Raw genomic sequence first — 21,450 nt, 5'->3', positions numbered from 1 at the left:
GACTAGTTTAATGGTCAGGAGATTCGATGTGCAAACTGTGAATTTGGTGGACGCAAAAGCCCACCTCAGTCGTTTGGTCGATCAGGCCATGCAGGGCGAACCCGTTCGCATTATGCGTCGGGGGAAAATCGTCGCACAAATCGACAAAGTCACATGCAAGCGCAAGCCTGTTGATTTGAACGCTCTGCGCTCGCTTACAGCCAATATGACAGTCCAGGCTGTGTCCGCGCGAGAAATGGTACGGGATATGCGAGACGAGGCACGATATTGAGCGTTTATATCGATACGTCCGTTCTGGTTGCCGCGCTGACCAACGAGGCAGAGACAGACCGGATGCAATCATGGCTTTCCAGTCAGGATCCAGACGAATTATTTATAAGTGATTGGGTCGCGACTGAGTTTTCTTCCGCACTTTCAATCAAACTACGGAGCGGTCAGATCAACGTTGCTGACCGTGCAAATGCGTTAGCCCTCTTTACTCGTCTGTCCGCTGAAAGCTTTCAGATTTTGCCCATAACGACACAGCAGTTCAGGGCAGCGGCGCGTTTTTCTGATCAGTATGCGTTAGGGCTGCGTGCAGGTGATGCCTTACACCTTGCCGTCTGCGCCGATCACGGAGCAACGTTATGCACTCTTGATAGACGCCTCGCTGAGGCAGGTCCTAATATAGGCTTAAAAACAAAGCTACTATAATTTGTCAGGAATGGGGGGGTAGCCGGTTGTGTTGGGATAAGAAGCGTAACCAAAGCCATCCCATCAGGGCAGACAGAACAGAGCCAGCAAAGATGCCCATCTTAGCTGGTGTCACAAGATCTGATCCGGAAAATGCCAAGTTTGCGATAAACAGACTAATCGTGAACCCAATGCCGCATAGCAACGAAAGCCCAAACAGCATCCCCGTCGGCGTTTCAGCCGGAAGCGTGGCGATCTTCAGGCGGGTCGAAAGCATTGTTATACCAAAGATGCCGACCGGTTTGCCAACAATCAGTCCTAATATAATCCCGAGCGGAGCAGCCTCCAGCATCATGTCCGGATGAACGCCAGCTAGTGAAACACCCACGTTCATGAAACCGAACAGCGGTAGAACGACCCAGGTAACGAAAGGGGTCAACGCAGAAGATGTCCGATCAAGTGGCGTAGCTTGTCTGGCATCCATTCCTGAGGTGACTGCTGGAAGGCATAGGCCGGTGATGACTCCAGCAAGCGTCGGGTGCAGGCCGGCATCCAGAAGCGCCACCCATAACAGGACGCAACCGATGCCGTAGCTCCAGAGAGTTCTGATCCCAATCCTGTTCGCGCCGACCAATGCGGCAGTCACGATCACGACCGCGATAAGCCCCGGCCAATACAGAGCGCTCCCATAAAATAGGGCGATCACCACAATCCCCAGCACATCGTCGAAAATGGCAAGCGCCATCAGCCAGGCCCTGGCTCCCGGCGAGACATGCCTTCCAAGAGCAAGGATGATTGGCAACGTAAACGCGGCATCCGTTGCAACAGGAACGGCCCAGCCGCGTGTCGCTTCCGGATGATCGCATGTTACCAGCAGATACGTAAGGGCCGGCACGATCATTCCCCCCAACGCTCCGATAAGCGGAAGGGCGATGCTGCGTAGTGATGAGAGGTGCCCGGAAACAATTTCCTTTTTGATTTCGAGAATGACCACCAGAAAGAATAGGGTCATGAGTCCGTCAGAGACCCATGCATCAATGTTTTCTGGCCCCCGCTCTCCCAAGATGGGTAATTTCATGGGCGTTGTTATCAGGGTGCCGTAACCCGACGCCCATGACGAATTCGCCAGGACAAGACCCAACAGGGATGCCAGCAGGAGAACAGACGCCCCACCTGCGGGAGAGGCCAGAAAACGTCGGATATGCGTTGTGGACGGAACAGAAAATTCGCTCATTCCTCTTTGTTGAATGAGGCAGGCTCCCACACAAGCCTGTAGCGATGCGCTACCTTGTCATAATGTTTCTATTAATGCCCGCTTTCCGGATGGCCGTTTAACGCGGCTGATGTTCGGCGTGTAGGCGTAAGCGGACCTGCTGCTTACGCCCTCATCTCGGACATGCAAAGCGCCGTAGAGAATTTCCAAAAGCAGACATGCTTTCTGTATGCCGTCTAACTACCGCTCATACGCCTGACTATGCATCCCATAATCTCTCAGGAATTCTTATCTGCCTCACCCAATGTCTGCGCCGCGACGATCGACCAGTCCTTTTCTCCATGCCCAGCATCAATGGCTTCTCCCATCTGTCCGAAGATCGCAGCCAGCATTGGCAGTTCACGACCGGTCGCAGCACCCGCTTCTGTCGCAAGCCTCAGATCCTTGAGGCCGAGAGCCGCACGGAAGCCGGGTTCGTAAACCCGGTTCGTGATATTCTTCGAGTAGACCTGATAAGATCGACTGCCAAACAGCGTATTTAGGATCAGATCAAAAAATACCTCGCGTGCGACACCATTAGCCTCTGTCAGCACAACTGCCTCCGCCATCGCCTCAATCGCCATGGTAATCATCATATTACACGCAATCTTAGCCGCATGAGTTCCCCAAGGTTTGTCCCCCATCGGCCAAATACGTTTGCTCAAAACCTCGAATACGGGCACGAGCCTGGCCAAATGTGTTGGATCGCCACCCGTCAGGATCTGCAACGCGCCGTCTGCCGCAACATCCGGCCTGCCAAGAACAGGGCTTGCCACAAATGCCACCCCGGCTTGGTTGTGCAGCGCCGTCAGCTCGCGCGAAAACGCGACCGAAATCGTGGACATCATCACATGGATCACACCTGATTTTGCGCGTGACAGCAAATCTGGATCGACGATTACGGAGCGAACAGCCGTATCATCTGACAATATTGTCAGTACGACATCGCCCTCGAAGGCCTTATCCGGTATTTCCAGCGTGGTCACACCTGCAAGCGTGCGGCCCGAGCGAGTCCAAGCGGAAACGTCATGGCCGTTGCGGACCAGATTGGTGGCCATAGCACGACCCATCGCACCGAGGCCGATAAAGGCTATCTTCATGCTAACGCCTCTGTGTTCGGCGCAAGCCATGCCAGTACTGGAGCCAGTGCTTCGTCAGAGTTTTTCTCGTAAATCAAGCCATGTCCGTTGCCGTGCACGCCATAATCCGGCAGGTGCATCAACTCGGCTGAAGCCCCCGCATTATTCAAAAATGCAGCAGTGGGCAGGCTTGCGGCGGCAAAGTCGCTAGCCTCGGCGGTCACGATCAGGATCGGCAATCCGACCAGAGACGGCAGGCGATACGTACCTGGCTCTGCAGCTTGCAGGACCGTTGCATCGCTCACAGGCGGTTCGAACGCCAGTGGCGCGGCAGCAGCGCCCCACGTCATCGGTCCGATGTTGGGAATGGTCGCAAAAGGCGGCCCCATTGGCTCGATCGCAACGATACCCCGCACGAGATCAGGTCTCCGATCAGCGACCAGCCAGCCATCCGGGCCGGAGGCAGAATGCGTCAGCAGGATCGCAGGGCCAATTTTATCCAAAAGGGCTGCGGTCCGGTCGGCATCCATCGTCTGGGAGACGCACAAATAAGCGGGCAATGGCCCATAACCCGCGATAAAATCGTCCATTGCCGACTCGTTATCCGCAGCAAACGGCCATTGTGTATGGCGCGGATTGGTACCAGGGAAATAGATCTGACGGCCGCCTTCATAGGAAAACGGCGGTCCCATTGCCCCGGTGATGTCCGTATGCAGGGGCGAACGCCCGTGCCCCGGCCGGTCGATCACTAGCACTGCATAACCTGCTTCAACCAGACGCTGCGCCCATCCCGCTCGGCCATCGGGCGTATCGAACCATTCCGTCCCCTGAAACCCGCCCCCATGCATCAAAACGATCGGGTAAGGACGTGTAACGTGTTCGGGTGCCTCCCACTCCACATACATCGGTGCACGCTGATAGGTGCGGCCAGATTGGACCACGCGCTCGCCTGGTATCCAGAAATGGCCTCGGCGAATACTGCGTAGCGGTGCATTCGACCATGGGTGATGAAAATTCATATCAGACCCTCAGAGAGGCAATACGCGCAGGCGCAGTGGTTCAAGATTGGTAAAGCGAGGCACATCCGCCATGACGGCCGCAACTTCCCGACTGCTGAATGCGACCTCGATACTGGCTGAATCGGTAAAGCGGCACTCGCAGATCGCGACAGTTTCGGAAGTGTCCTTCGCTGGGTAGAATGCTGCGAGCGACACAAGCCCATAGGCACCAAAGGCATTCCTCACCAGCGGCAGGTGGCGCTCCACATAGTATACCCGGTCGAAACGATCGGCTGGTGTGCCGCGATAGATCACATATAAGACCGCTTCATTCATGCGCCGAACCCGCCGTCAATCGTGTGCATGGCGCCCGTGATCCCACTCGCATGCGGACCTACGAGATAGGCCACCAAGTGTGCCACATCTTCTGCTGTGCCGTGCCGTTTGAGCGCCATCTCGTCATGCATCGCCTGCACGAGGGGACCGTCATGAGGATTCATGTCGGTGTTCGTCGGACCCGGTTGCACCACGTTAACCGTGATATCACGCGCGCCAAAATCTCGTGCCAGACCACGCGCAAGACCCTGCAATGCCGATTTACTCATTCCATAAGCCGTAAGACCTTCGAACGGCATTCTGTCTCCATGCACAGAACCTATCAGGATAATCCGGCCGCCCTCACTCATCTGACGCGCAGCTTCGACGGATGCGAAATAAGGGCCGCGAATATTGACGTCGATCAGATGGTCTACTGCATCCGGCTCCAGCGTTAGCGGGTCGCCTGGCAACAGAAGGGCGGAATTATAGACCAAAACATCAAGCGGCCCTATCTCGCGCAGGAGGGCAATCGTCGCATCGCGGTCTGAAGCGTCGCTGCGGATCGCGTGTGCGCCAGTACGAGCCGCGACTGCCTCCGCAGCTGTCTGCGATCCAGCCCAGGTGAATGACACGTCGTCGCCTTCTGCAGCAAAGCGCGCGACGATCGCCGCCCCAATTCCACGACTGCCGCCGATGACCAGAATTTTGCGTGTTGCCGAAGCCAACATTAGGAGCTCCTTGAATTTGTTGATTGATCGCTACATAATTCATTAAGCACTAACGTCAAGGATTTTTGAGTGACCGATCATTTATTATCAAAAGGAGCGCGTGGCCGCCCCCGCCGGTTCGATCCAAATGCCGCTCTCATCACCGGGCGCGCATTATTTCACACGCACGGTTATGAAGCGCTTGGTATTGCCGCCATTACCGAGGCACTCGGTATCCGGCCGGCCAGCTTCTATGCTGCGTTTGGGAGCAAGGCCGCCTATTTCGAGCGAATTGCAGAAGCGTATGTGGCCGAAGTTCTGCCGCTGGAGGCCTTCTTTCGTGATGACTGTCCGATTGTCGACAGTATTGCCGAGCTGCTGGGCGAAGCCGCACGCACATACACGACCTGCAGTGATCAAGCAGGGTGCCTGATCCTTGAAGCGTTGCGGGCCGATCGTAGCGGCGAAGGAAGGCGCATCGCTATGCGCGTTGCTCAGATCCGTCGTGAAAAGCTGCAAGCCTTCATCGCCCGCGGGGCACCAGCGGTAGCATTAATCGCAACCGACGTCGTGACGGTGACAATGGCCGGCATGTCGGCTGCTGCGCGAGATGGTGTCAGCTGTGTATGTCTGGAGCAGGTCGCAGCGGTTGCTACGGTCGGCCTACGTTCACTTATCGAGGGAAGCGCGTAGGCAGTTGATCAATAGTGATGATATGGTGATATGTTCGCAATCCCGACTCTACGAACTGATCTCAGGCTGACTTTCATTAAACTGCCTATCTGCTCAGTGATGTAGGAGCAGACAGGCGGCTTACGCCTTCAAAGCGGTCGTTCAGACGGTGTCTGCAACTTCCCAAAATCGGACGCAGCTAAATTTAGGATCTGACAGGCGATGGATTCTGCGTAATGTCGGGCAAACTGTGCATCCCAACCTTGGACTACCGCATTTCTCATTTTCGTCGTGGGCCTTCCTCTCTCTATAGACGGGCGTCGGTCGAAATCCGTGCCGGCAGGGTGAAGACGACATGGAAATACCCGACCGGCAGCAGATCGGCCTCCCGCTCGGCCAGCCATGTCCGCGCGGCGTTCACCTGACAGCGCGGACAGTGACGGTTGCGGCAGCTGTTATAGGCGATCCGCCAGTGTCCGCAGTACCCGCAGGGCGCGACATGCCCACCAGCGGCGCATGTTCCTGATGATATCCGCTTTGCCACCAAACCGGCGCTGGCAACTACGATGATCGGACGTGCGCTGGATGCCGACATATCGTTCGCTTGGGTCGCGGGCGACAGCGTGTATGGTGTCGGCGATTTGGAAATGGCTCTACGCCGCACGGGCAAAGGTTTCGTGCTGGGCGTGAATGCCAACCACTGGTTTTACTCCTGGCGACCTGACGTGATGTGGGTCGCCGAGGCCCGCGAGATTATCAACACCCTGCCTGACGAAGCCTGGGTCCGGTGTTCGGCCGGGCACGGTACCAAGGGCGAGCGATGGTATGACTGGTTGTATTGCCCGATGGCCGATCTCCACGCGTCGGAATATGCTGACACCCTGACCGGAACATGGACCCGAGGCCTGCTGGTCCGCCGCAATCCCGCTGATGGCGATCTGCGCTATTTCATAACCTGGTGCCCCCAGGGGACGCCGCTTGAAACGCTGGCCCGCGTTGAAGGCGCGCGCTGGCGGATCGAGGAAGGCTTTGAGACCGCCAAGAACGAATTTGGCCTTGACCACAACGAGACCCGTTCCTGGCACGGCTGGCACCGCCACGTCTCTCTGGTCATGCTCGCCCACGCCATGATGGCCGCCGTGCGCTCCCAGGCGAACGTCCTTGCGCTCAAAAAAAGACCGCTTCCAACGCGCAAAAGCTTATCCAGTGGTCAATTCAGGAAATCCGTCGCCTCGTCGTGAAAATCACCCAGGCCCAGATCCGGGTCCCGCATATCCTCCGGTGGTCCGTTTTTCGACGAGCCCATCAGGCTCAGGCATTAAAATAAAAACGCAACTGTGTGCTGATCACGGAATTTTCAAGCGTCGTATTATGTTCAATGTCGTATGCAGAGCGAATCGAACATAGGAATGTTATGAAAAACAACTTTTTTGTTACCTCATCTATCTTAATCGCTACGTTCCTTGGCTCTGCAAGCCAGGTATTGGCTGTTGAGCAAAAGCCAGCACTCGAGGACGCAGATGTTTTGAAGATGGCGTCGGCCGCCCGCAAAGCTTTAGCCGAGCAGCACATTAATGGCTGTATCGTTATCGCGGACCCTGATGGCGTTCCTCTCTATGTCGAGCGTCAGGTGAATGCTACTCCCAATTGTCTCTCTGCAGCATTAGGAAAAGCCAAGTCGGCCGCCATTTTCAAGACAGACACCAACGTGTCCTATGAAGGGCTGGTCAAAGGAGAGGTTCACAATCTCGCTGTGCCGGATCTCTCAAGCAACCCAGGTGGTGTTCCGCTCTTCGTCGGCAAAACCGTCGTCGGCTCCATTGCCATAAGCACTCCCGATGGCTCGAAGGATCTCGCAGTCGTCCATGCCGCTGCTAACGCTCTCTGACGCGCTGGAGTTGTCTTTGTATGAGCTCTAACCGTCTTTGGCGCTGCTGCCTCGCTGCCGCTGTAACACTGCTTGCGAGTTCGTCCGCAGCTTACGCTGATAATGCGACCAACACCCAGAGCTCGCCTGCATCTGTGAAAATGACAAACCTGCAGCAGACTATCCCCGGTTTTCTGCAATCGCCCTATGGGGCCCCATCATTCGGTGCACCATATGGGACGACGCACGCCCTCGGAGACTGGGGCGGGATACAGCCTTGGCTTCAAAAGCACGGCGTTTATGTCGCTCTTGCCCTGTACGAAGGGATTTCCGGAAATGTATCAGGAGGTCGCAAGAAAACTTACACCGTTGCAGGTCAGGTTGGCAGCACCGTCGATATCGACTTTCGCAAGCTTTTTGGAACCGGTCAGTGGTCAGATGATTTGTGGCTGCACACCCTCATCGTCAATGGGCACGGAACCAATCTCAGCCGCTCCTTTGGTGATAACGGCAATCAGGTTCAGCAGATCTACGGTGCGCGTGGAAACGTCGTTGCCCATCTCGTCTGGGCATATTTCGAGAAATCCTGGTTCAACCATAAAATCGACCTGGCCACCGGCTGGATCCCGACCGGGACGTTTTTCAACAATGCCCCTTGGGTGTGTAACTTCATGAACGTCTGGATGTGCGGAAACGTCACGCCGACGAAGTACCTCGTAGGCGGGCGGGACTGGCCTTCTGGCAATATCGGTGGGGTGCTGCGCCTGATGCCCAATCCTCATGTTTATGTCATGGGAGGTGTCTTCGCCGTCTCGCCACATTCATATAACGGCGGTATCTCCGGCTGGTCCTAGGGACAATCCAATCTGGGCAAACTTTCAACGGAAGCTGAAATTGGCTGGATTCCTGAATTCGGACACGACAAGCTGATCGGTCACTACAAGGTTGGAGTGATGTACGACAACTCGCGCTACAACAACCTGTATGAGGACATCAACGGGCGGCCATGGGTTGTCACGGGTCTGCCCGCTCGCAAACAAAGCGGTCAGACGTCTGTATGGGTCATGGCAGACCAGATGCTGGTTCGACACGGCGATGGCCCATCCAACGGCCTCGTCTTCGGTGCTCAATACGCCTACGCAGACGGTAAAACCTCACAGATCAACCACCATATCGTCGCGGCGCTTATGGATACAGGGCATCTGTGGGGCCGCCCGGAGGACGGTATCGGCATCGCTTTCCAGTGGGCCCATTTCTCCCGCAGTGCGGTTTTGTCCCAGCAGGCTGCTCTTGCCAACGGTTTGGCGCTGGTCGGTGCCAATTTCGGAACGCCATACGGCATTCAGGGCCATGAGACCATTTATGAAGCGTATTACACCTATCATGTCCGGACCGGTGTCACCCTTCAGGGCGACTTCCAGTACGTCAACCATGTCGGTGGAACGACGGTTTTTAACGACGCTGCTGTACTGAGCAGTGCTTTGAATGTTGCCTTCTAGGGAAGACGGGATGTTGAGGGTGTTAAAGCCTGCGTCACTGTCAGAACGGTATTTCAGAACTTGAGGATCTATCTCTATGCGCTTCACAAAAAAGGGTCTCTCCCGCCGGCAGGTTCTCGCAACCTCGTTGACGCTTCCAGCTCTCGGCAGCCTTCCGGGCTTTGCGCGCGCAGCCGGTCTCGTCACCCTTTCGCAGTTTCATGACCTGTGTGGAACCCTGACAGGAAAGTCAGGACTCAATCTTGAAATTTCCAACAGGATCCTCACAGCCCTGACGGCCCTGGACAGCAGCTTCCCCCAGAAGGTCGGTAGCCTCATCAGCGCCATGAAGACCTATGGTCTGAAGGACATGTCCGATTTCAAGCAGTTTGCTGAGCAGAATGCGAATCAGGCTCCTGTTGCGATGAGCATCATTTCCGCATGGTATCTGGGCTATACGGGCACACCCCTCATGGACGCCACGCCCGCCGTGGGCCATCCTGTCGATGACGCAACCTTCGTCACCTATGTGGGCGCCCTGATGTACGCGCCGACAGCCGACACAACCGTCATCCCAAGTTATTCCCGTGGTCACACCAATTACTGGGTGAACCCACCCGCCAGCCAGAGCGCTGGTTGATTGCTGATTTCAGGTAGGTAGAATCATGACCACTCAATACGATGCAGACGTGATTGTCGTCGGCTCAGGCGCAGTTGGCAGCAACGCAGCCTATGAACTTCTCAAACAGGGCAAGTCTGTCATTGTCCTGGAATCCGGCAGGTGGATCCCGCGTTGGAAAATCGTTGAGAACTTTCGTTCGTCTCCGCGGAAAGGCAACCATAACGACCCCTACCCGAACCAACCCTGGGCGCCGACATCTTTCTCACCCGATTATATTGAGAACACAGGTAGCTTTAAATTCCTTCCCGGAATGCTCCGCCTGGTCGGTGGTACAACCTGGCACTGGGCAGCGGCCACCTGGCGCTTCCTGCCCAACGATATGAAGCTCAGGACCCTTTATGGTGTCGGGCGCGACTGGCCTATTTCCTATGATGAACTGGAGCCTTATTACGGACGCGCCGAGTTCAATCTTGGTGTGGCCGGCAGCGACACGCAGGATCAGTCCGGGCAGGGCGGAGCAGGCCAGTTTCCACACCGCTCCACACCGTATCCAGTGCCTCCCGAAGCGGAAACCTACTACTTCCAGCGCATTAAGGCCCGCCTGGCTCCGGAAGGGTTCAACTTCATCCATGAGCCCAACGCACGCACCAATCAGCCCTGGGATGGTCGCCCTGGCTGCTCAGGCAACAACAACTGCATGCCCGTCTGTCCCATCGGGGCCATGTATTCCGGCGATGTCCATGCTAAGCACGTCGTAAAAATGGGCGGCAAAGTTATCGAGGACGCCACGGTCTATAAGCTCGAGAAGGGCTCGGACGGCAAAATTGTCGCAGCGCACTACAGAACGTCCGATCACAAAGACATCCGCCTGACTGCACGGTATTTCATCATCGCTGCAAACGGCCTGGAGACCCCAAAACTTTTGCTCATGTCTGATGTTGCCAACTCGTCCGACCAGGTCGGGCGCAACATTATGGACCATACTGGCATGGGGCTGCAGTTCCTGGCAGACGAACCGCTGTGGCCAGGTCGCGGGCAGGTTCAGCAAGGTGGCATCTTCAACTGGCGTGATGGTGAGTTTCGTCGTGAACACTCTGCCATCAAACATGCCTTGACCAACACCGTGCCAAACAGAGCCATCACACAGCATCTTCTGTCCCAGGGTATCGTGGGACCTGAACTCGATGAAAAAATCAAGGACTGGGCGGCACGTTGGGTGGATATCTCCTCGGTGTTCGAACTGCTTCCAAACCCTGAAAACCGCATTCAGCCCTCGGCGACCCGCAAGGACGCGCTGGGGATTCCGACCATGACCGTCCACTACAACACCGATGATTACATTGAGCGCGGAGCTGTCAAAGCCAAGGCAGATTACGCAAAGTTCGTTCAGACGATGGGTGGTACAGTTATTAACGACAATACCGGCTGGCAGAACCGTGACCACATCATGGGAACCGTCATTATGGGTAATGATGCCAAGACCTCGGTGGTCGACAAGGACTGCCGGGCCTGGGACCATAGTAACCTGTTCATGGCGACAACTGGCGTCATCCCGGCTTGCGGTGTCGTCAACCCGACCTTGACAGGCGTAGCCTTCGCCATTCGCGCTGCCGATATTATCGCCAAGGAAGTCTGAGTCATGACACGTTCTCTCATCGCTGGTCTTGGCCTTCTCACCCTTGCCGCCATCCCGCATTTCGCGATGGCTCAGGATGGCACTGACGATTTCATTAAAAAGGGAGCTTACATTGCCCGCGCGGCAGATTGTATGGCCTGCCACACCAATCCGGGTGGCAAAGATTATGGTGGCGGTTACGTCATTTCTTCACCGCTGGGGGACATCATTGCCTCCAACATCTCGCCTTCAAAAACCTACGGTATTGGCAACTGGACCGAAGGCCAGTTTGCTCAAGCCGTTCGTGAAGGCGTCGCCCCTGAAGGTAATCTTTACCCGGCGATGCCCTATACCTCATATTCCGGTATCAGTGATGCTGACATTCACGCGTTATATGTGTATTTTATGCAAGGTACCGCGCCTGTCGATGAGGCCCCGGTCAAGAAAACGAACCTTCCCTTTCCATTTTCCCAGCGCTGGTTGATGGCGGGATGGAACGTGCTGTATGCGAGCGGAAAGCCCATGCCCGCCGCAACCACACAAGAGGGGGGCGCCAAGCGCGGTGAGTATCTGGTCAACGTGTTGGCTCATTGTTCGACTTGTCACACACCGCGTAACATTGCCATGTCTGAAGACCAGAGCCGCTTTCTCGGCGGTGCGGACCTCGGGGGGTGGCACGCACCAAATATCACCTCGGATCCTGTCAGTGGCATTGGCGGATGGAGTGACGAAGACATCAAGTCCTATCTGCGTGACGGCAGTGCTCATGGCAAAAGCCAGGCGGCAGGAGGCATGGCAGAAGCGGTCGAACACAGTCTGCGTCACCTCACTGATTCTGACCTGACCTCGATTGTCGAGTACCTGCGTACCGTCAAGCCTGTTCGGGACCCGAACCAGAAAGCTCCGGGCTTCAGCTTCAGCACGCCAAAGCTCGCAGACCTCGCAAAGCTTGACGCACCGATCGACCGCAGCCCTGATGCGATGACACTGGGAACAAGCACCAATGGTGCGGAATTGTACACCGGTGCGTGCGCCTCGTGCCATCAGTTGAACGGGCAGGGGACACATGACCAGTTCTATCCTTCACTGACCTCGAACACCATTGTCGGTGGTCCAACGTCTCAGAACCTGGTTATGGCCATCCTCAAAGGCGTGGACCGTGCCACCAACAACGGAACCGTTGCGATGCCAGCCTTCGAAGGCCAGTTGAACAACGAGCAGGTTGCCGCTGTTGCAAACTATGTTCTCTCCAGATTTGGGAATGACGCCTTGCATGTCAGCGCTAGCGATGTCGAACTGCTCAAACGTGGCGGCCCCAAGCCCTTTATAGCACGCTACGCTCATAGCATGAGTGTTGCAGGAATAGCTGCTGCAGGATTGTTTGTTTTGATTATCATTTTTCTTCTAGCTCGCCGCAAAGTGGCAACGCGCTAAGGGACGAAGCTGGAGGGACCGAAGAACCGTTGGGTTGATGTGTCTTGTTTCTGATTCGCGGCTTTGGACGTTCTGATTGACGGTTCTTTTTGACGTACCCCGTTTTTTATGGCTTTGGGTTGATGGGATGACAAGTATCTCGTGGGCGTGCCCCCGAGATACTTGTCTGGCAACCTGATCCGGTGTTCTGCCACCCAGTTGGAAATGGGGGCGCACCGTATTGTAGTCTTTCCCGCCAGTCAGCCAGAGCCTGTCGGGCATGGCTGAGAGACGTGAACAGCGTCTCGTTGTGGCATTCATCCTTCAACCGGCCGTTGAAACTTTCGACAAAACTGCTCTGTTGCGGTGTCCCGGGGGCGATATAATGCCATTCAACCTTCATCTCATCCGCCCATTTCAGGATGGCATGGGATGTGAACTCCGTACCGTTGTCACTGACAATCATGAGGGTTTGCCATATCTTTCCACCAGGGCCGTCAGTTCCCGCGCCACACGTCCACCTGATAATGATACCGAAGGCTGTTCTGATTCAGTCCTTGGACGGAGGGTCGGGTATGGCTAGAGCGATTGCTTTACGGACGGATTATACGGCTGATGCGCTTCGGTGGCTGGCCGCTCGTACACGGGATGCGAATGTTGCAAGGCGCCTTTTGTCTCTGGCTGCGGTGCGTGAGGGTAGCAGTCGAGGCGAAGCGGCGCGGATCGGTGGCATGGACCGGCAAACCCTGCGGGACTGGGTGCTCCGGTTCAATGCTGCAGGCCCAGCCGGCCTGCGGTATCAATGGTGCAATGCCTCTGTCTGCCGCCTGACGGCGGACCAGCAGGCGGAGCTCTCGGCATTGATCGTCGCCGGACCTGATCGTAACCGAGGCTGTGTGGTCCGTTGGCGCAGTATTGATCTGAAGCGGGTGATTGAGAAGCGTTTCGGTGTTTCATATCACAATCGCCAACGCTATCCTCAAAACTGGAGTGCCATGGCGCATTAGCTCCGCCGCTTAAACACAGTTGCTAGAGACTGAATCAGCAAACGGTCTGATCGACTTCCGCAGAACTTCAGCAGATATCCTCGCTCATATTGCAGCCGCTTTGTTCCACGCGCTCATCCGCCGGGATAGAGTCTTCGGCACGATGGCTCCCATTCAGGCGATACGGTCAAACATAGATGAATAAATTCAAATAATTTTATCTGGACGCTGTCCACATGGTGAATGAACTATTTCAATAGTTCCTCTTCACGAGGCTCTTTTGAAATACTTTTCATAATGAGCCTCGTAAGGCGCTGCGCGAATTCAGCATCAAGTTTGCCTCCCAGAAGAAGGTGATACCAAAATGCACCATGAAACGCGGCGACCGCCATTTCCACATCGGCATCTTCCAGGATTTCTCCGTTTGCAATGCCGTCACGAAAAATGGTGGCGACGATTTCCGCTCTTGGCTCAACAAAACCGGCCCGGAAACTCTTTAGAAATTCGGGATCGTCCTGCGCGGACGCAATCAGGTTCCTGATCGCAGGTCCATCCTGCTGCAAGTTCCTGAACACGTTGACCAGAAAATGCAGCAACCGCTTCTCGGCGCGGCCGTCCGATAGAACGTCCGCATCACCAGCGCTTTCCAGGAACGCGGCCAGAACGAGTTCAGCCTTACTCGGCCATCGGCGATAGAGCGTCTGCCTGCCAACACCAGCCTCTGTTGCAATCATCTGGATGCTGACACCGCAATATCCGTGTTGCAGGACGAGCTGCCGGGCTGCCGCCAACAGGCTTGGCCCAACTTTATTATCGCGCGGGCGCCCCGGAGAGCGAGTAGAGGTTGTCATTTTCGTCATTGCGGTACGCCGGTCTCGTATATATTATGATACCTTGGTCTCGTATTTAGATTGCCCAAACAGGAAATGTCCATGTTAAAGCGAAGGGGCGTCTTTGCTCTGCTCTGTGTCGCATGTCTGACGATCATGGTCGGCTGCGTTATCGTACCTGGCCTGCCCGGCATCGCGACGGCTCTCGGTCTCTCCCAGGAAGCAAGCTGGCTGGTCACCTTGCCCTCACTCGGCGTAGTGATCTTTGGCCCCTTTGCCGGCCACCTGATTACACGCCTTGGCTCTCGCCAGGCCTTGCGTATTGGCCTCGCTCTGTACGGAGCGCTCGGGCTGGCATGTATATGGCTGAGCAACGCAGTATTGATCTTTTCTGACCGGCTTTTGCTCGGGGGAGCAACAGCGATCGTGATGGCTTCGGGCACAGGGCTTTTATCCGATTTTTTTGAGGGACACGCGCGGCTCAAGATGATCGCACTCCAGGGCATGGCCATTGAACTGGGAGGCGTTATCTTCCTGTCTCTGGGAGGACTCCTCGCCAGTATGGGATGGCAATGGCCGTTTTCGCTCTATCTGATGAGTTGGGTCTTTCTCGTCCTCGTCGAACTGTTCGTACCGTATCCGCCAGTCAAACCCGTTGCGTCACCCCAAACAGAAGCAGATCGAGGTTCTGTTCTGGGCAAACTGGCGCGAATATATATAGCCGCTCTCCTCTCCATGACCGTGTTCTTCACAGCGATCATCTCCTTGCCCAGACGGCTGGAAGGCATTCACTTCTCCGAGGCGCAAACAGGGTATTTTCTGTCATTCGTCTCTCTTGTCGCTGTAGGAGCAGCGTGGTTTCTCCCAAAAATCTGTCGGCGTATCGGGGAGCAAAACACTTTGCGGGCGGGCTTTCTGGCCTATGCAGCCGCCCATGCACTTTTTGCTTCCATGATGACGGCAGTCCCGATGATTGGCGCTGCAATCATGCTCGGGACCGGTTTCGGACTGACAGTTCCCCTCGTCAATCACCTGACGATCGAACGCACCCACTCTGTCGAACGCGGCTCAGCACTTGCCTACCTGTCTGTTGCCATTTTTATGGGGCAATTCCTGTCATCGTTTTTGGAATATCTCCCTGGCAATATAAGTTCTGCCTTCATAGCCGCCATTATTCTGGCTTTGGGCGGCGTTGCTGTCTCTGGTCGGCCATCGTTGTAAGAAACTGACCAACCTGCGGCGTTTTGCGACACCATCAACTATCCGTCGATCGGGTCTTCGTTCTCTTCAGATCCCAATGATCTGCGATACACCCCATTCAAACCCCTGCGCAGCAGCTCCTGCTGCTCAGCCGACCCGTCGACGGGCAGAAGGGTGCGCCTGGCAATCATCCAGCGACCTTTGTGCCGTTCAAGCTCCCAACGGTTCACGACCACGCGGTGAATGCGGTATCCCGTCGAGGCCCCATGATTTGGCAGTTCGCGTCGATGACCTTCATGGTCAAGATGAATAATCATGAGGTAGGATGTGACAATCGCGACGTCACCCCGCAGATCGATAAGCGGCAGACCAGTAAAATGGGCAAGGCCGCCTAGCAACTGTGTTTAAGCGGCGGAGCTAATGCGCCATGGCACTCCAGTTTTGAGGATAGCGTTGGCGATTGTGATGAGGCGCCGTGCGATAGCGACGATCACTAGTTTATGTGGTTTACCCCGCTCTTTCATGCGCTTGGCAACAGCTTTCAGAACTGGATTATGGCAGGCAGCTGCCAATCCTGCCTGGAACAGCACGTGGCGGAGAGATCTTCTTCCCCCTGAAATGACCCGTTTCCCACGCATCGCGCCACTATCATGAGCCATTGGCGCAAGTCCGGTCATGGCAGCGGCTTCTGTCGCTGTCATGGGGCCGAGCTTTGGCATTTCTGCGAGAAGCATGGCGACTGATACCGGGCCCATACCAGGAATGAAACGGAGAGGCTCTGCTATGGCGGAGAGTTCTTCTGCCTTTGCGATAACGCTTTTCAATCCGTTGTTCAAGCTCGCTGATCTGGCTTTCGAGAAATGCTTTGAGACTGCTGTCCATCTCCTCCAGTTCAGCGCTCACACCTTGCTTGCGGCGCGCCGAAATCTGGGCAGAAAGCCGTTTACGTGCCTCCACCATCTGAGCTCTGCGCACCGTCAGTGCCCGCAGAAACTGGAGCTTCTCATCCGGCAGTGTTCGTCCTGCTTCTGGACGAAAAGCCATAAAGCGCGCAATCAATTCCGCATCGATCTGATCGGTTTTCGCGCGTTTCCCCATGGCGAGTGCGAAAGCTTTGATCTGTGCTGGAGGCAACTGGACGGCATTGAGTCCCATACTGATGAGAACACGCCAGAGTGCCCATTCCTGTCCACCGGTGGCTTCAAATCCAACCGTGAGACCGTCCGGCATACTCTGAAGAGTTTCCAGTAATCTGGCATGGCCATCAGGTGAATTCTGAAAACGAAATCTCTGCTTTTCTGGCAGGCAAAAGCCATCAAGCCAGTCTCGAGACACATCTACTCCAATGACCGTTTCCGAAGACATATCACTCTCTCTCTTTCTTATGTTCGCGGTCCCGGAACCGGGCCGCCGTCAACTGTTCGAGACGGTGAAGAGAGGCGAGATCAGCCTGCTAGAAAACGTGGTCAGGCTACCAGGTGTTAAGCGCTGTATCTCACCTCATGAACGACCCTGGCCAGGGTCGTTCATGAGGCCATCATAACAGGCTGGAAACACATAAGGTGTTTAGTCCCGGGGTTTGATGGTGTGGTATTTTCACGCGAGTGGAAGGAAGCCTTATGGGACAGATACGTCATGGCAGCGCCACGACCACGCACGCCGTGCGAGCAGCAATACAGCGATCGCAGGCTTCGCTCGCGACGCTGAGCAAGAAGTTCGGGGTCAACCCGAAAACAGTTGCAAAGTGGCGGAAGCGTCAAACGGTTGAGGATCAGAAGACAGGTCCCAAAGAGCCGCGATCCACAGTTCTGTCCGAGACGGACGAAGCAATGATCGTGGCGTTTCGCCGGCATACGTTGCTGCCGCTGGATGACTGCCTTTATGCCCTGCAGGCCAGCATTCCCCATCTGACACGCTCGGCCCTGCATCGCTGCCTGCAGCGCCACGGAATATCCCGGCTTCCGGATATCGAGGGAGACAAGCCCAGACGACAACGTTTCAAACGCTATCCCATCGGCTTTTTTCACATCGATATTGCCGAGGTCCAGACTGCTGAAGGCAAGCTGTATCTCTTCGTCGCCATCGATCGGACCAGCAAGTTCGCTGTCACACAACTCGTCGGGAAAGCCGATCGGAAGACCGCCTGGGAATTCCTCGAATATCTCCTGAGCATCATTCCTTACCGGATCCATACCATTCTGACCGATAACGGCATCCAGTTCGCTGATCAGCCCCGTAACCGCAATACGGCCTGGTCTCGCCCCATGCGCTTCGACATGATCTGCGAAGCTCACGGGATCGAACATCGTCTGACGAAACCCAATCATCCCTGGACGAACGGTCAGGTTGAGCGGATGAACCGGACAATCAAGGAAGCAACCGTCAAACGCTTCCATAATCCAACCCATCAAACCACGGGACTAAACACCTTATGTGTTTCCAACCTGTTATGATGACCTCATGAACGCCCCTGGCCAGGGGCGTTCATGAGGTGAGATACAGCGCTTAACACCTGGTAGCCTGACCACGTTTTCTAGCAGGCTGATCTCGCCTCTCTTCACCGTCTCGAACAGTTGACGGCGGCCCGCTTTCGGGACCGCGAACATAAGAAAGAGAGAGTGATATGTCTGCGCAAACCGTCATTGGAATAGACGTGTCCCGAGACTGGCTCGATGGCTTTTGCCTGCCAGAAAAGCAGAGATTTCGTTTTCAGAATTCACCTGATGGCCATGCCAGATTACTGGAAACTCTTCAGAATATGCCGGACGGTCTCAAAATTGGGTTTGAAGCCACCGGTGGACAGGAATGGGCACTCTGGCGTCTTCTCATCAGTATGGGACTCAATGCAGTCCAGTTGCCCCCTGCACAGATCAAAGCTTTCGCACTCTCCATGGGGAAACGCGCGAAAACCGATCAGATCGATGCGGAATTGATTGCGCGCTTTATGGCTTTTCGTCCAGAAGCAGGACGAACACTGCCGGATGTAAAACTCCAGTTTCTGCGGGCACTGACGGTGCGCAGAGCTCAGATGGTGGAGGCACGTAAACGGCTTTCTGCCCAGATTTCGGCGCGCCGCAAGCAGGGTGTGAGCGCTGAACTGGAGGACATGGACAGCAGTCTCAAAGCATTTCTCGAAAGCCAGATCAGCGAGCTCGAACAACGGATTGAAAGCGTTATCGCAGAGGCAGAAGAACTCTCCGCGAAAGCAGAACTTCTCCGATCCATTCCTGGTATCGGCCCGGTATCAGTCTCCATGCTTCTCGCAGAAATGCCGGAACTCGGCCGTATGACGGCGACAGAAGCTGCTGCCATGGCCGGACTTGCACCAGTGGCTCACGATAGTGGCGCGATGCGGGGGAAACGTGTCATTTCAGGGGGAAGAAGATCTCTCCGTCACGTCCTGTTCCAGGCAGGATTGGCAGCTGCCTGCCATAATCCTGTTCTGAAAGCTGTCGCCAAACGCATGAAACAGCGGGGTAAGCCACATAAACTGGTGATCGTCGCTATCGCACGGCGTCTCATCACAATCGCCAACGCCGTCCTCAAAACAGGCCTGCCATGGCGCATTAGCTCCGCCGCTTAAACACAGTTGCTAGATGATTTGGAGAGTCTTAAGTAATCAATTTTTCGTTTGAAGCGAAGGAGACTAATCAACGATGTCTGCTTGTTTGTAATAGGATCTAAAAGCAGACCTTTCGCTTCCCCCCCCCAAAGCCGCTGCACAACCGATAAAGGATTGTGGGTCTATGCGGGGGTGTAATTCCTCACGCCCGGAATGGCAGAGGCGATGAAACCATCTTTTCCAGAGTTGTTTTTGTCCGAGGACAAGGGCTCCAAATCAGCACATAGGAAGAGCATTTTAGAGACGATTTCATGCATACTACCCTATGTCCGATAAAGTAAAAAAACGGACATAGATTTTATGGCGAAAAACTGCCGGTTTTGGAGATTTCGTGCAGTTTTTGGGGTGCTCTTTGTCTGAATACCCGCCATACTGCTTGCCTCTCTGAATTATACGCCGTTGACGTATATGCTATTGGCATATATTCCATTGTGAATGTCAAAGCTGCAGACCGTTGTCGAACTGCCTGAATTCATAAAGCGGGCAAAAGCCCTGATGTCAGACGACGATCGTATGGCTCTGATTAACATGCTCGCTGCGATGCCAGATGCTGGCCTTTCTTTAGGCGGCGGTCTGCGAAAGGTCCGCTTTTCCCGCGAGAATGGTGGGAAGAGGGGAGGGTACAGAACTCTCTACGTTTTTGGTGGAAGGCAGATGCCTCTGTTTCTCCTGACTGTTTTTGCCAAAAACGAGAAAGACAATCTGACGCGATCTGAACAGGCCGCCCTGATAGAGTTGAGCAAGACGCTTGTTGCGAAATACGGAGAACCATCATGAGCGCTTATGACAGCATTCTGCAGGGGCTAAATGAGGCTCTTGCCTATTCGGACGCTCCGGCCGACGACTGCGTGACCCACCAGGTGCGTGTTCCGTCGGTTGACGTGGCGGCCATCAGAACCCGGACCGGACTCTCTCAGGCCCAGTTTGCCAGAAGCATCGGGGTCGCCAAGGGGACCCTTCTGAACTGGGAGCATGGCCGTCGTCAGCCAACCGGACCGGCTCAGGTTTTGCTGGCGATGTTGGATAAGCGACCGTCGTTAGTGAGTGAGCTGCTTTCTGCCGTTCGTTGAGAAAACACAGGTCCCGACACGCTCATTCAGACGACCGATATGGGGGGATTGTGTTGAAAAAGTCCCACTGGAGTTTGCACTCGACATTTAGGTTCGATGTCATAACGTATAGAGCGTTGTAATCATGGAGAACTTTCATTCCCAATTGCATACAAAATCCTGAGCAGACACCTCAACCTGACTTTTTCAACACAATCGGGGGGAAACGGAATGTCTCCTAACAGGCATTATGACGAAGAAGCGGCCACGCGACCGACTACGCCACTTCTCGTCAGCGGTTCAGCGGCAGACTTGACGCGCCATTGTAATGCCTAGCCTGGCTTCTTACCGCAATAACTAGGACATCAATTCAATCTGAGGTGTAATAATATGACCACTCTGTTTTAATTTTTAGCGCGCGGCCGATTTGTATTTCAATATCAGAACGTATCTCGCGACCATATCGAGCCGTATCCAGATTGGCCATATTTAGTAGCTGCGTGAGTTCCATTATTGTGCGACCAATGACTTGGAGACCATCTGCCATATCGGCCACCATCACAGGAACGTAACTATAATCATTTAATACAATCTGCAATTCGCGGAGTTTGGAACGTAAGGGGTCACTCGGGTGAGGCCTCGCCAACCTTGAAAAAAGATCGCGTCCAACTTTGGATAATTCATCATCCTCAGTCAGAGTTATCTTCCACCGTGTATTAGTTTGAACTAAATTTCTTTGAGATATATCCTTAATAAGGATGCAATTTTTATCGATATTAACGTCAACAAAAACTACCGGAATGCTATGGTTTAACCAGTATTCTTTATGTTTTTCATCTATGTAATGGGTAATGCTATTTTTTTCATCTGTATTCTCTGACGATTTTATCTGAGCTGCGACGTATGTGCCGGTTGCCATTCGGTTTCCATCGACCAGTTCGATCCAAGCGTCAATCCCTACATCTGTACTCGTATTTAACCGACAAATATGACCAAGAACCTTAGTGGTCATCATGGAAAAATAATGAATGCCGACCTGGTCTATTGTATTGTTGGCTGTAAATTGCATT

21 protein-coding genes and 6 pseudogenes are annotated in these 21,450 nt (G+C 54.7%); 15 read left to right on the top strand and 12 right to left on the bottom strand.

Annotation, left to right across the window (positions count from 1 at the left end; genetic code table 11):
• The first annotated feature begins 28 nt into the window (after nt 1-28).
• Both IGS75_RS14010 and IGS75_RS14005 read left to right on the top strand, forming a co-directional pair.
• Nucleotides 29-271: a type II toxin-antitoxin system Phd/YefM family antitoxin gene (locus tag IGS75_RS14010; protein WP_077804080.1), complete on the top strand. Its 243-nt coding sequence runs from the start codon at nt 29-31 to the stop codon at nt 269-271.
• The gene (locus tag IGS75_RS14005; protein ID WP_077804081.1) at nt 268-693 is read left to right on the top strand and encodes a type II toxin-antitoxin system VapC family toxin; all 426 of its coding nucleotides are present in this window, start codon (nt 268-270) and stop codon (nt 691-693) included. The genes IGS75_RS14010 and IGS75_RS14005 overlap by 4 nt, the downstream gene beginning before the upstream one ends.
• Before the next feature lie 4 nt (nt 694-697).
• Here IGS75_RS14005 and nhaA read toward each other — a convergent pair whose 3' ends face one another.
• The 5 genes from nhaA to bdcA form a co-directional block, all read right to left on the bottom strand.
• Nucleotides 698-1,906: a Na+/H+ antiporter NhaA gene (nhaA, locus tag IGS75_RS14000; RefSeq protein WP_077804082.1), complete on the bottom strand. Its 1,209-nt coding sequence runs from the start codon at nt 1,904-1,906 to the stop codon at nt 698-700.
• A gap of 257 nt (nt 1,907-2,163) precedes the next feature.
• A complete protein-coding gene (locus tag IGS75_RS13995) occupies nt 2,164-3,024 on the bottom strand; it encodes an NAD(P)-dependent oxidoreductase (RefSeq protein ID WP_202258649.1) in 861 nt (286 codons plus the stop codon).
• Nucleotides 3,021-4,022 (bottom strand): alpha/beta hydrolase, encoded by a 1,002-nt coding sequence (locus IGS75_RS13990; RefSeq protein WP_202258647.1) that lies wholly within the window; start codon nt 4,020-4,022, stop codon nt 3,021-3,023. The genes IGS75_RS13995 and IGS75_RS13990 overlap by 4 nt, the downstream gene beginning before the upstream one ends.
• 9 nt (nt 4,023-4,031) lie before the next feature.
• Nucleotides 4,032-4,337, bottom strand: a complete 306-nt coding sequence (locus tag IGS75_RS13985; protein WP_077804085.1) for an EthD family reductase — start codon at nt 4,335-4,337, stop codon at nt 4,032-4,034.
• Nucleotides 4,334-5,047 carry an SDR family oxidoreductase gene (gene bdcA / locus IGS75_RS13980; protein WP_077804086.1) on the bottom strand — a complete coding sequence of 238 codons (714 nt, stop codon included), beginning with the start codon at nt 5,045-5,047 and terminating at the stop codon, nt 4,334-4,336. Before bdcA ends, IGS75_RS13985 begins: the two co-directional genes overlap by 4 nt.
• Before the next feature lie 69 nt (nt 5,048-5,116).
• Here bdcA and IGS75_RS13975 point away from each other — a divergent pair, with 69 nt between their 5' ends.
• Nucleotides 5,117-5,719 carry a TetR/AcrR family transcriptional regulator gene (locus IGS75_RS13975; RefSeq protein ID WP_077804087.1) on the top strand — a complete coding sequence of 201 codons (603 nt, stop codon included), beginning with the start codon at nt 5,117-5,119 and terminating at the stop codon, nt 5,717-5,719.
• Nucleotides 5,720-6,023: 304 nt separating this feature from the next.
• Here IGS75_RS13975 and IGS75_RS13970 read toward each other — a convergent pair.
• A pseudogene (locus tag IGS75_RS13970) lies at nt 6,024-6,218 on the bottom strand (transposase zinc-binding domain-containing protein); the annotation flags it as partial.
• Here IGS75_RS13970 and IGS75_RS13965 point away from each other — a divergent pair.
• From IGS75_RS13965 to IGS75_RS13940, 6 genes and pseudogenes are all read left to right on the top strand, one after another.
• Nucleotides 6,208-6,939, top strand: a pseudogene (locus tag IGS75_RS13965) (IS701 family transposase); the annotation flags it as partial. The pseudogenes IGS75_RS13970 and IGS75_RS13965 sit on opposite strands and share 11 nt — an antisense overlap.
• Nucleotides 6,940-7,112: 173 nt before the next feature.
• A complete protein-coding gene (locus tag IGS75_RS13960) occupies nt 7,113-7,586 on the top strand; it encodes a GlcG/HbpS family heme-binding protein (RefSeq protein ID WP_158093574.1) in 474 nt (157 codons plus the stop codon).
• A gap of 20 nt (nt 7,587-7,606) precedes the next feature.
• Nucleotides 7,607-9,064 (top strand): annotated as a pseudogene (locus IGS75_RS13955) (carbohydrate porin).
• 76 nt (nt 9,065-9,140) lie between these two features.
• Nucleotides 9,141-9,683, top strand: coding sequence for a sugar dehydrogenase complex small subunit (locus IGS75_RS13950; protein ID WP_077804089.1), 543 nt, complete (start codon nt 9,141-9,143; stop codon nt 9,681-9,683).
• 25 nt (nt 9,684-9,708) lie between these two features.
• Nucleotides 9,709-11,301, top strand: a complete 1,593-nt coding sequence (locus IGS75_RS13945) for a GMC family oxidoreductase (protein WP_077804090.1) — start codon at nt 9,709-9,711, stop codon at nt 11,299-11,301.
• Between the two features lie 3 nt (nt 11,302-11,304).
• Nucleotides 11,305-12,714, top strand: coding sequence for a cytochrome c (locus IGS75_RS13940; protein ID WP_077804091.1), 1,410 nt, complete (start codon nt 11,305-11,307; stop codon nt 12,712-12,714).
• 156 nt (nt 12,715-12,870) lie between these two features.
• On the opposite strand, the pseudogene IGS75_RS13935 reads toward IGS75_RS13940, so the two are convergent.
• A pseudogene (locus IGS75_RS13935) lies at nt 12,871-13,224 on the bottom strand (integrase core domain-containing protein); the annotation flags it as partial.
• A 44-nt stretch (nt 13,225-13,268) separates the two neighbouring features.
• On the opposite strand from IGS75_RS13935, the pseudogene IGS75_RS13930 reads away from it, so the two are divergent.
• A pseudogene (locus IGS75_RS13930) lies at nt 13,269-13,661 on the top strand (helix-turn-helix domain-containing protein); the annotation flags it as partial.
• A gap of 266 nt (nt 13,662-13,927) precedes the next feature.
• Here IGS75_RS13930 and IGS75_RS13925 read toward each other — a convergent pair.
• A complete protein-coding gene (locus tag IGS75_RS13925; protein WP_159264462.1) occupies nt 13,928-14,530 on the bottom strand; it encodes a TetR/AcrR family transcriptional regulator in 603 nt (200 codons plus the stop codon).
• A gap of 81 nt (nt 14,531-14,611) precedes the next feature.
• On the opposite strand from IGS75_RS13925, the gene IGS75_RS13920 reads away from it, so the two are divergent.
• The gene (locus tag IGS75_RS13920) at nt 14,612-15,730 is read left to right on the top strand and encodes an MFS transporter (RefSeq protein WP_211556245.1); all 1,119 of its coding nucleotides are present in this window, start codon (nt 14,612-14,614) and stop codon (nt 15,728-15,730) included.
• A gap of 38 nt (nt 15,731-15,768) precedes the next feature.
• Here IGS75_RS13920 and IGS75_RS13915 read toward each other — a convergent pair whose 3' ends face one another.
• From IGS75_RS13915 to IGS75_RS13910, 3 genes are read right to left on the bottom strand one after another with little or no spacing between them, the layout of a single operon-like run.
• Nucleotides 15,769-16,107, bottom strand: a complete 339-nt coding sequence (locus IGS75_RS13915; protein WP_077804096.1) for a nuclear transport factor 2 family protein — start codon at nt 16,105-16,107, stop codon at nt 15,769-15,771.
• 6 nt (nt 16,108-16,113) lie between these two features.
• On the bottom strand, nt 16,114-16,428 hold the full coding sequence (locus tag IGS75_RS15600; protein ID WP_235993399.1) for a transposase: 315 nt from the start codon (nt 16,426-16,428) through the stop codon (nt 16,114-16,116).
• A complete protein-coding gene (locus IGS75_RS13910; protein ID WP_235993398.1) occupies nt 16,358-17,074 on the bottom strand; it encodes an IS110 family transposase in 717 nt (238 codons plus the stop codon). Before IGS75_RS13910 ends, IGS75_RS15600 begins: the two co-directional genes overlap by 71 nt.
• Nucleotides 17,075-17,328: 254 nt before the next feature.
• Here IGS75_RS13910 and IGS75_RS13905 point away from each other — a divergent pair.
• The 4 genes and pseudogenes from IGS75_RS13905 to IGS75_RS13890 all read left to right on the top strand — a co-directional run.
• Nucleotides 17,329-18,117, top strand: a pseudogene (locus IGS75_RS13905) (IS481 family transposase); the annotation flags it as partial.
• A 215-nt stretch (nt 18,118-18,332) separates the two neighbouring features.
• Entirely contained in the window at nt 18,333-19,292 is a 960-nt protein-coding gene (locus IGS75_RS13900) for an IS110 family RNA-guided transposase (RefSeq protein WP_202258786.1), read from the top strand.
• Between the two features lie 474 nt (nt 19,293-19,766).
• Entirely contained in the window at nt 19,767-20,108 is a 342-nt protein-coding gene (locus tag IGS75_RS13895; protein WP_202258810.1) for a type II toxin-antitoxin system RelE/ParE family toxin, read from the top strand.
• Nucleotides 20,105-20,401 (top strand): helix-turn-helix domain-containing protein, encoded by a 297-nt coding sequence (locus tag IGS75_RS13890; protein WP_015075037.1) that lies wholly within the window; start codon nt 20,105-20,107, stop codon nt 20,399-20,401. Before IGS75_RS13895 ends, IGS75_RS13890 begins: the two co-directional genes overlap by 4 nt.
• A gap of 349 nt (nt 20,402-20,750) precedes the next feature.
• Here the strand turns inward: IGS75_RS13890 and IGS75_RS13885 are convergent, their stop codons facing one another.
• Nucleotides 20,751-21,449, bottom strand: a complete 699-nt coding sequence (locus IGS75_RS13885) for a DUF4365 domain-containing protein (protein ID WP_202258808.1) — start codon at nt 21,447-21,449, stop codon at nt 20,751-20,753.
• Nucleotide 21,450: the final 1 nt, after the last annotated feature.

It is taken from the genome of Gluconobacter sphaericus (assembly GCF_016757795.1).
Taxonomy (GTDB): Bacteria; Pseudomonadota; Alphaproteobacteria; order Acetobacterales; family Acetobacteraceae; genus Gluconobacter; species Gluconobacter sphaericus.
This window is presented reverse-complemented; position numbering and strand designations above follow the sequence as displayed.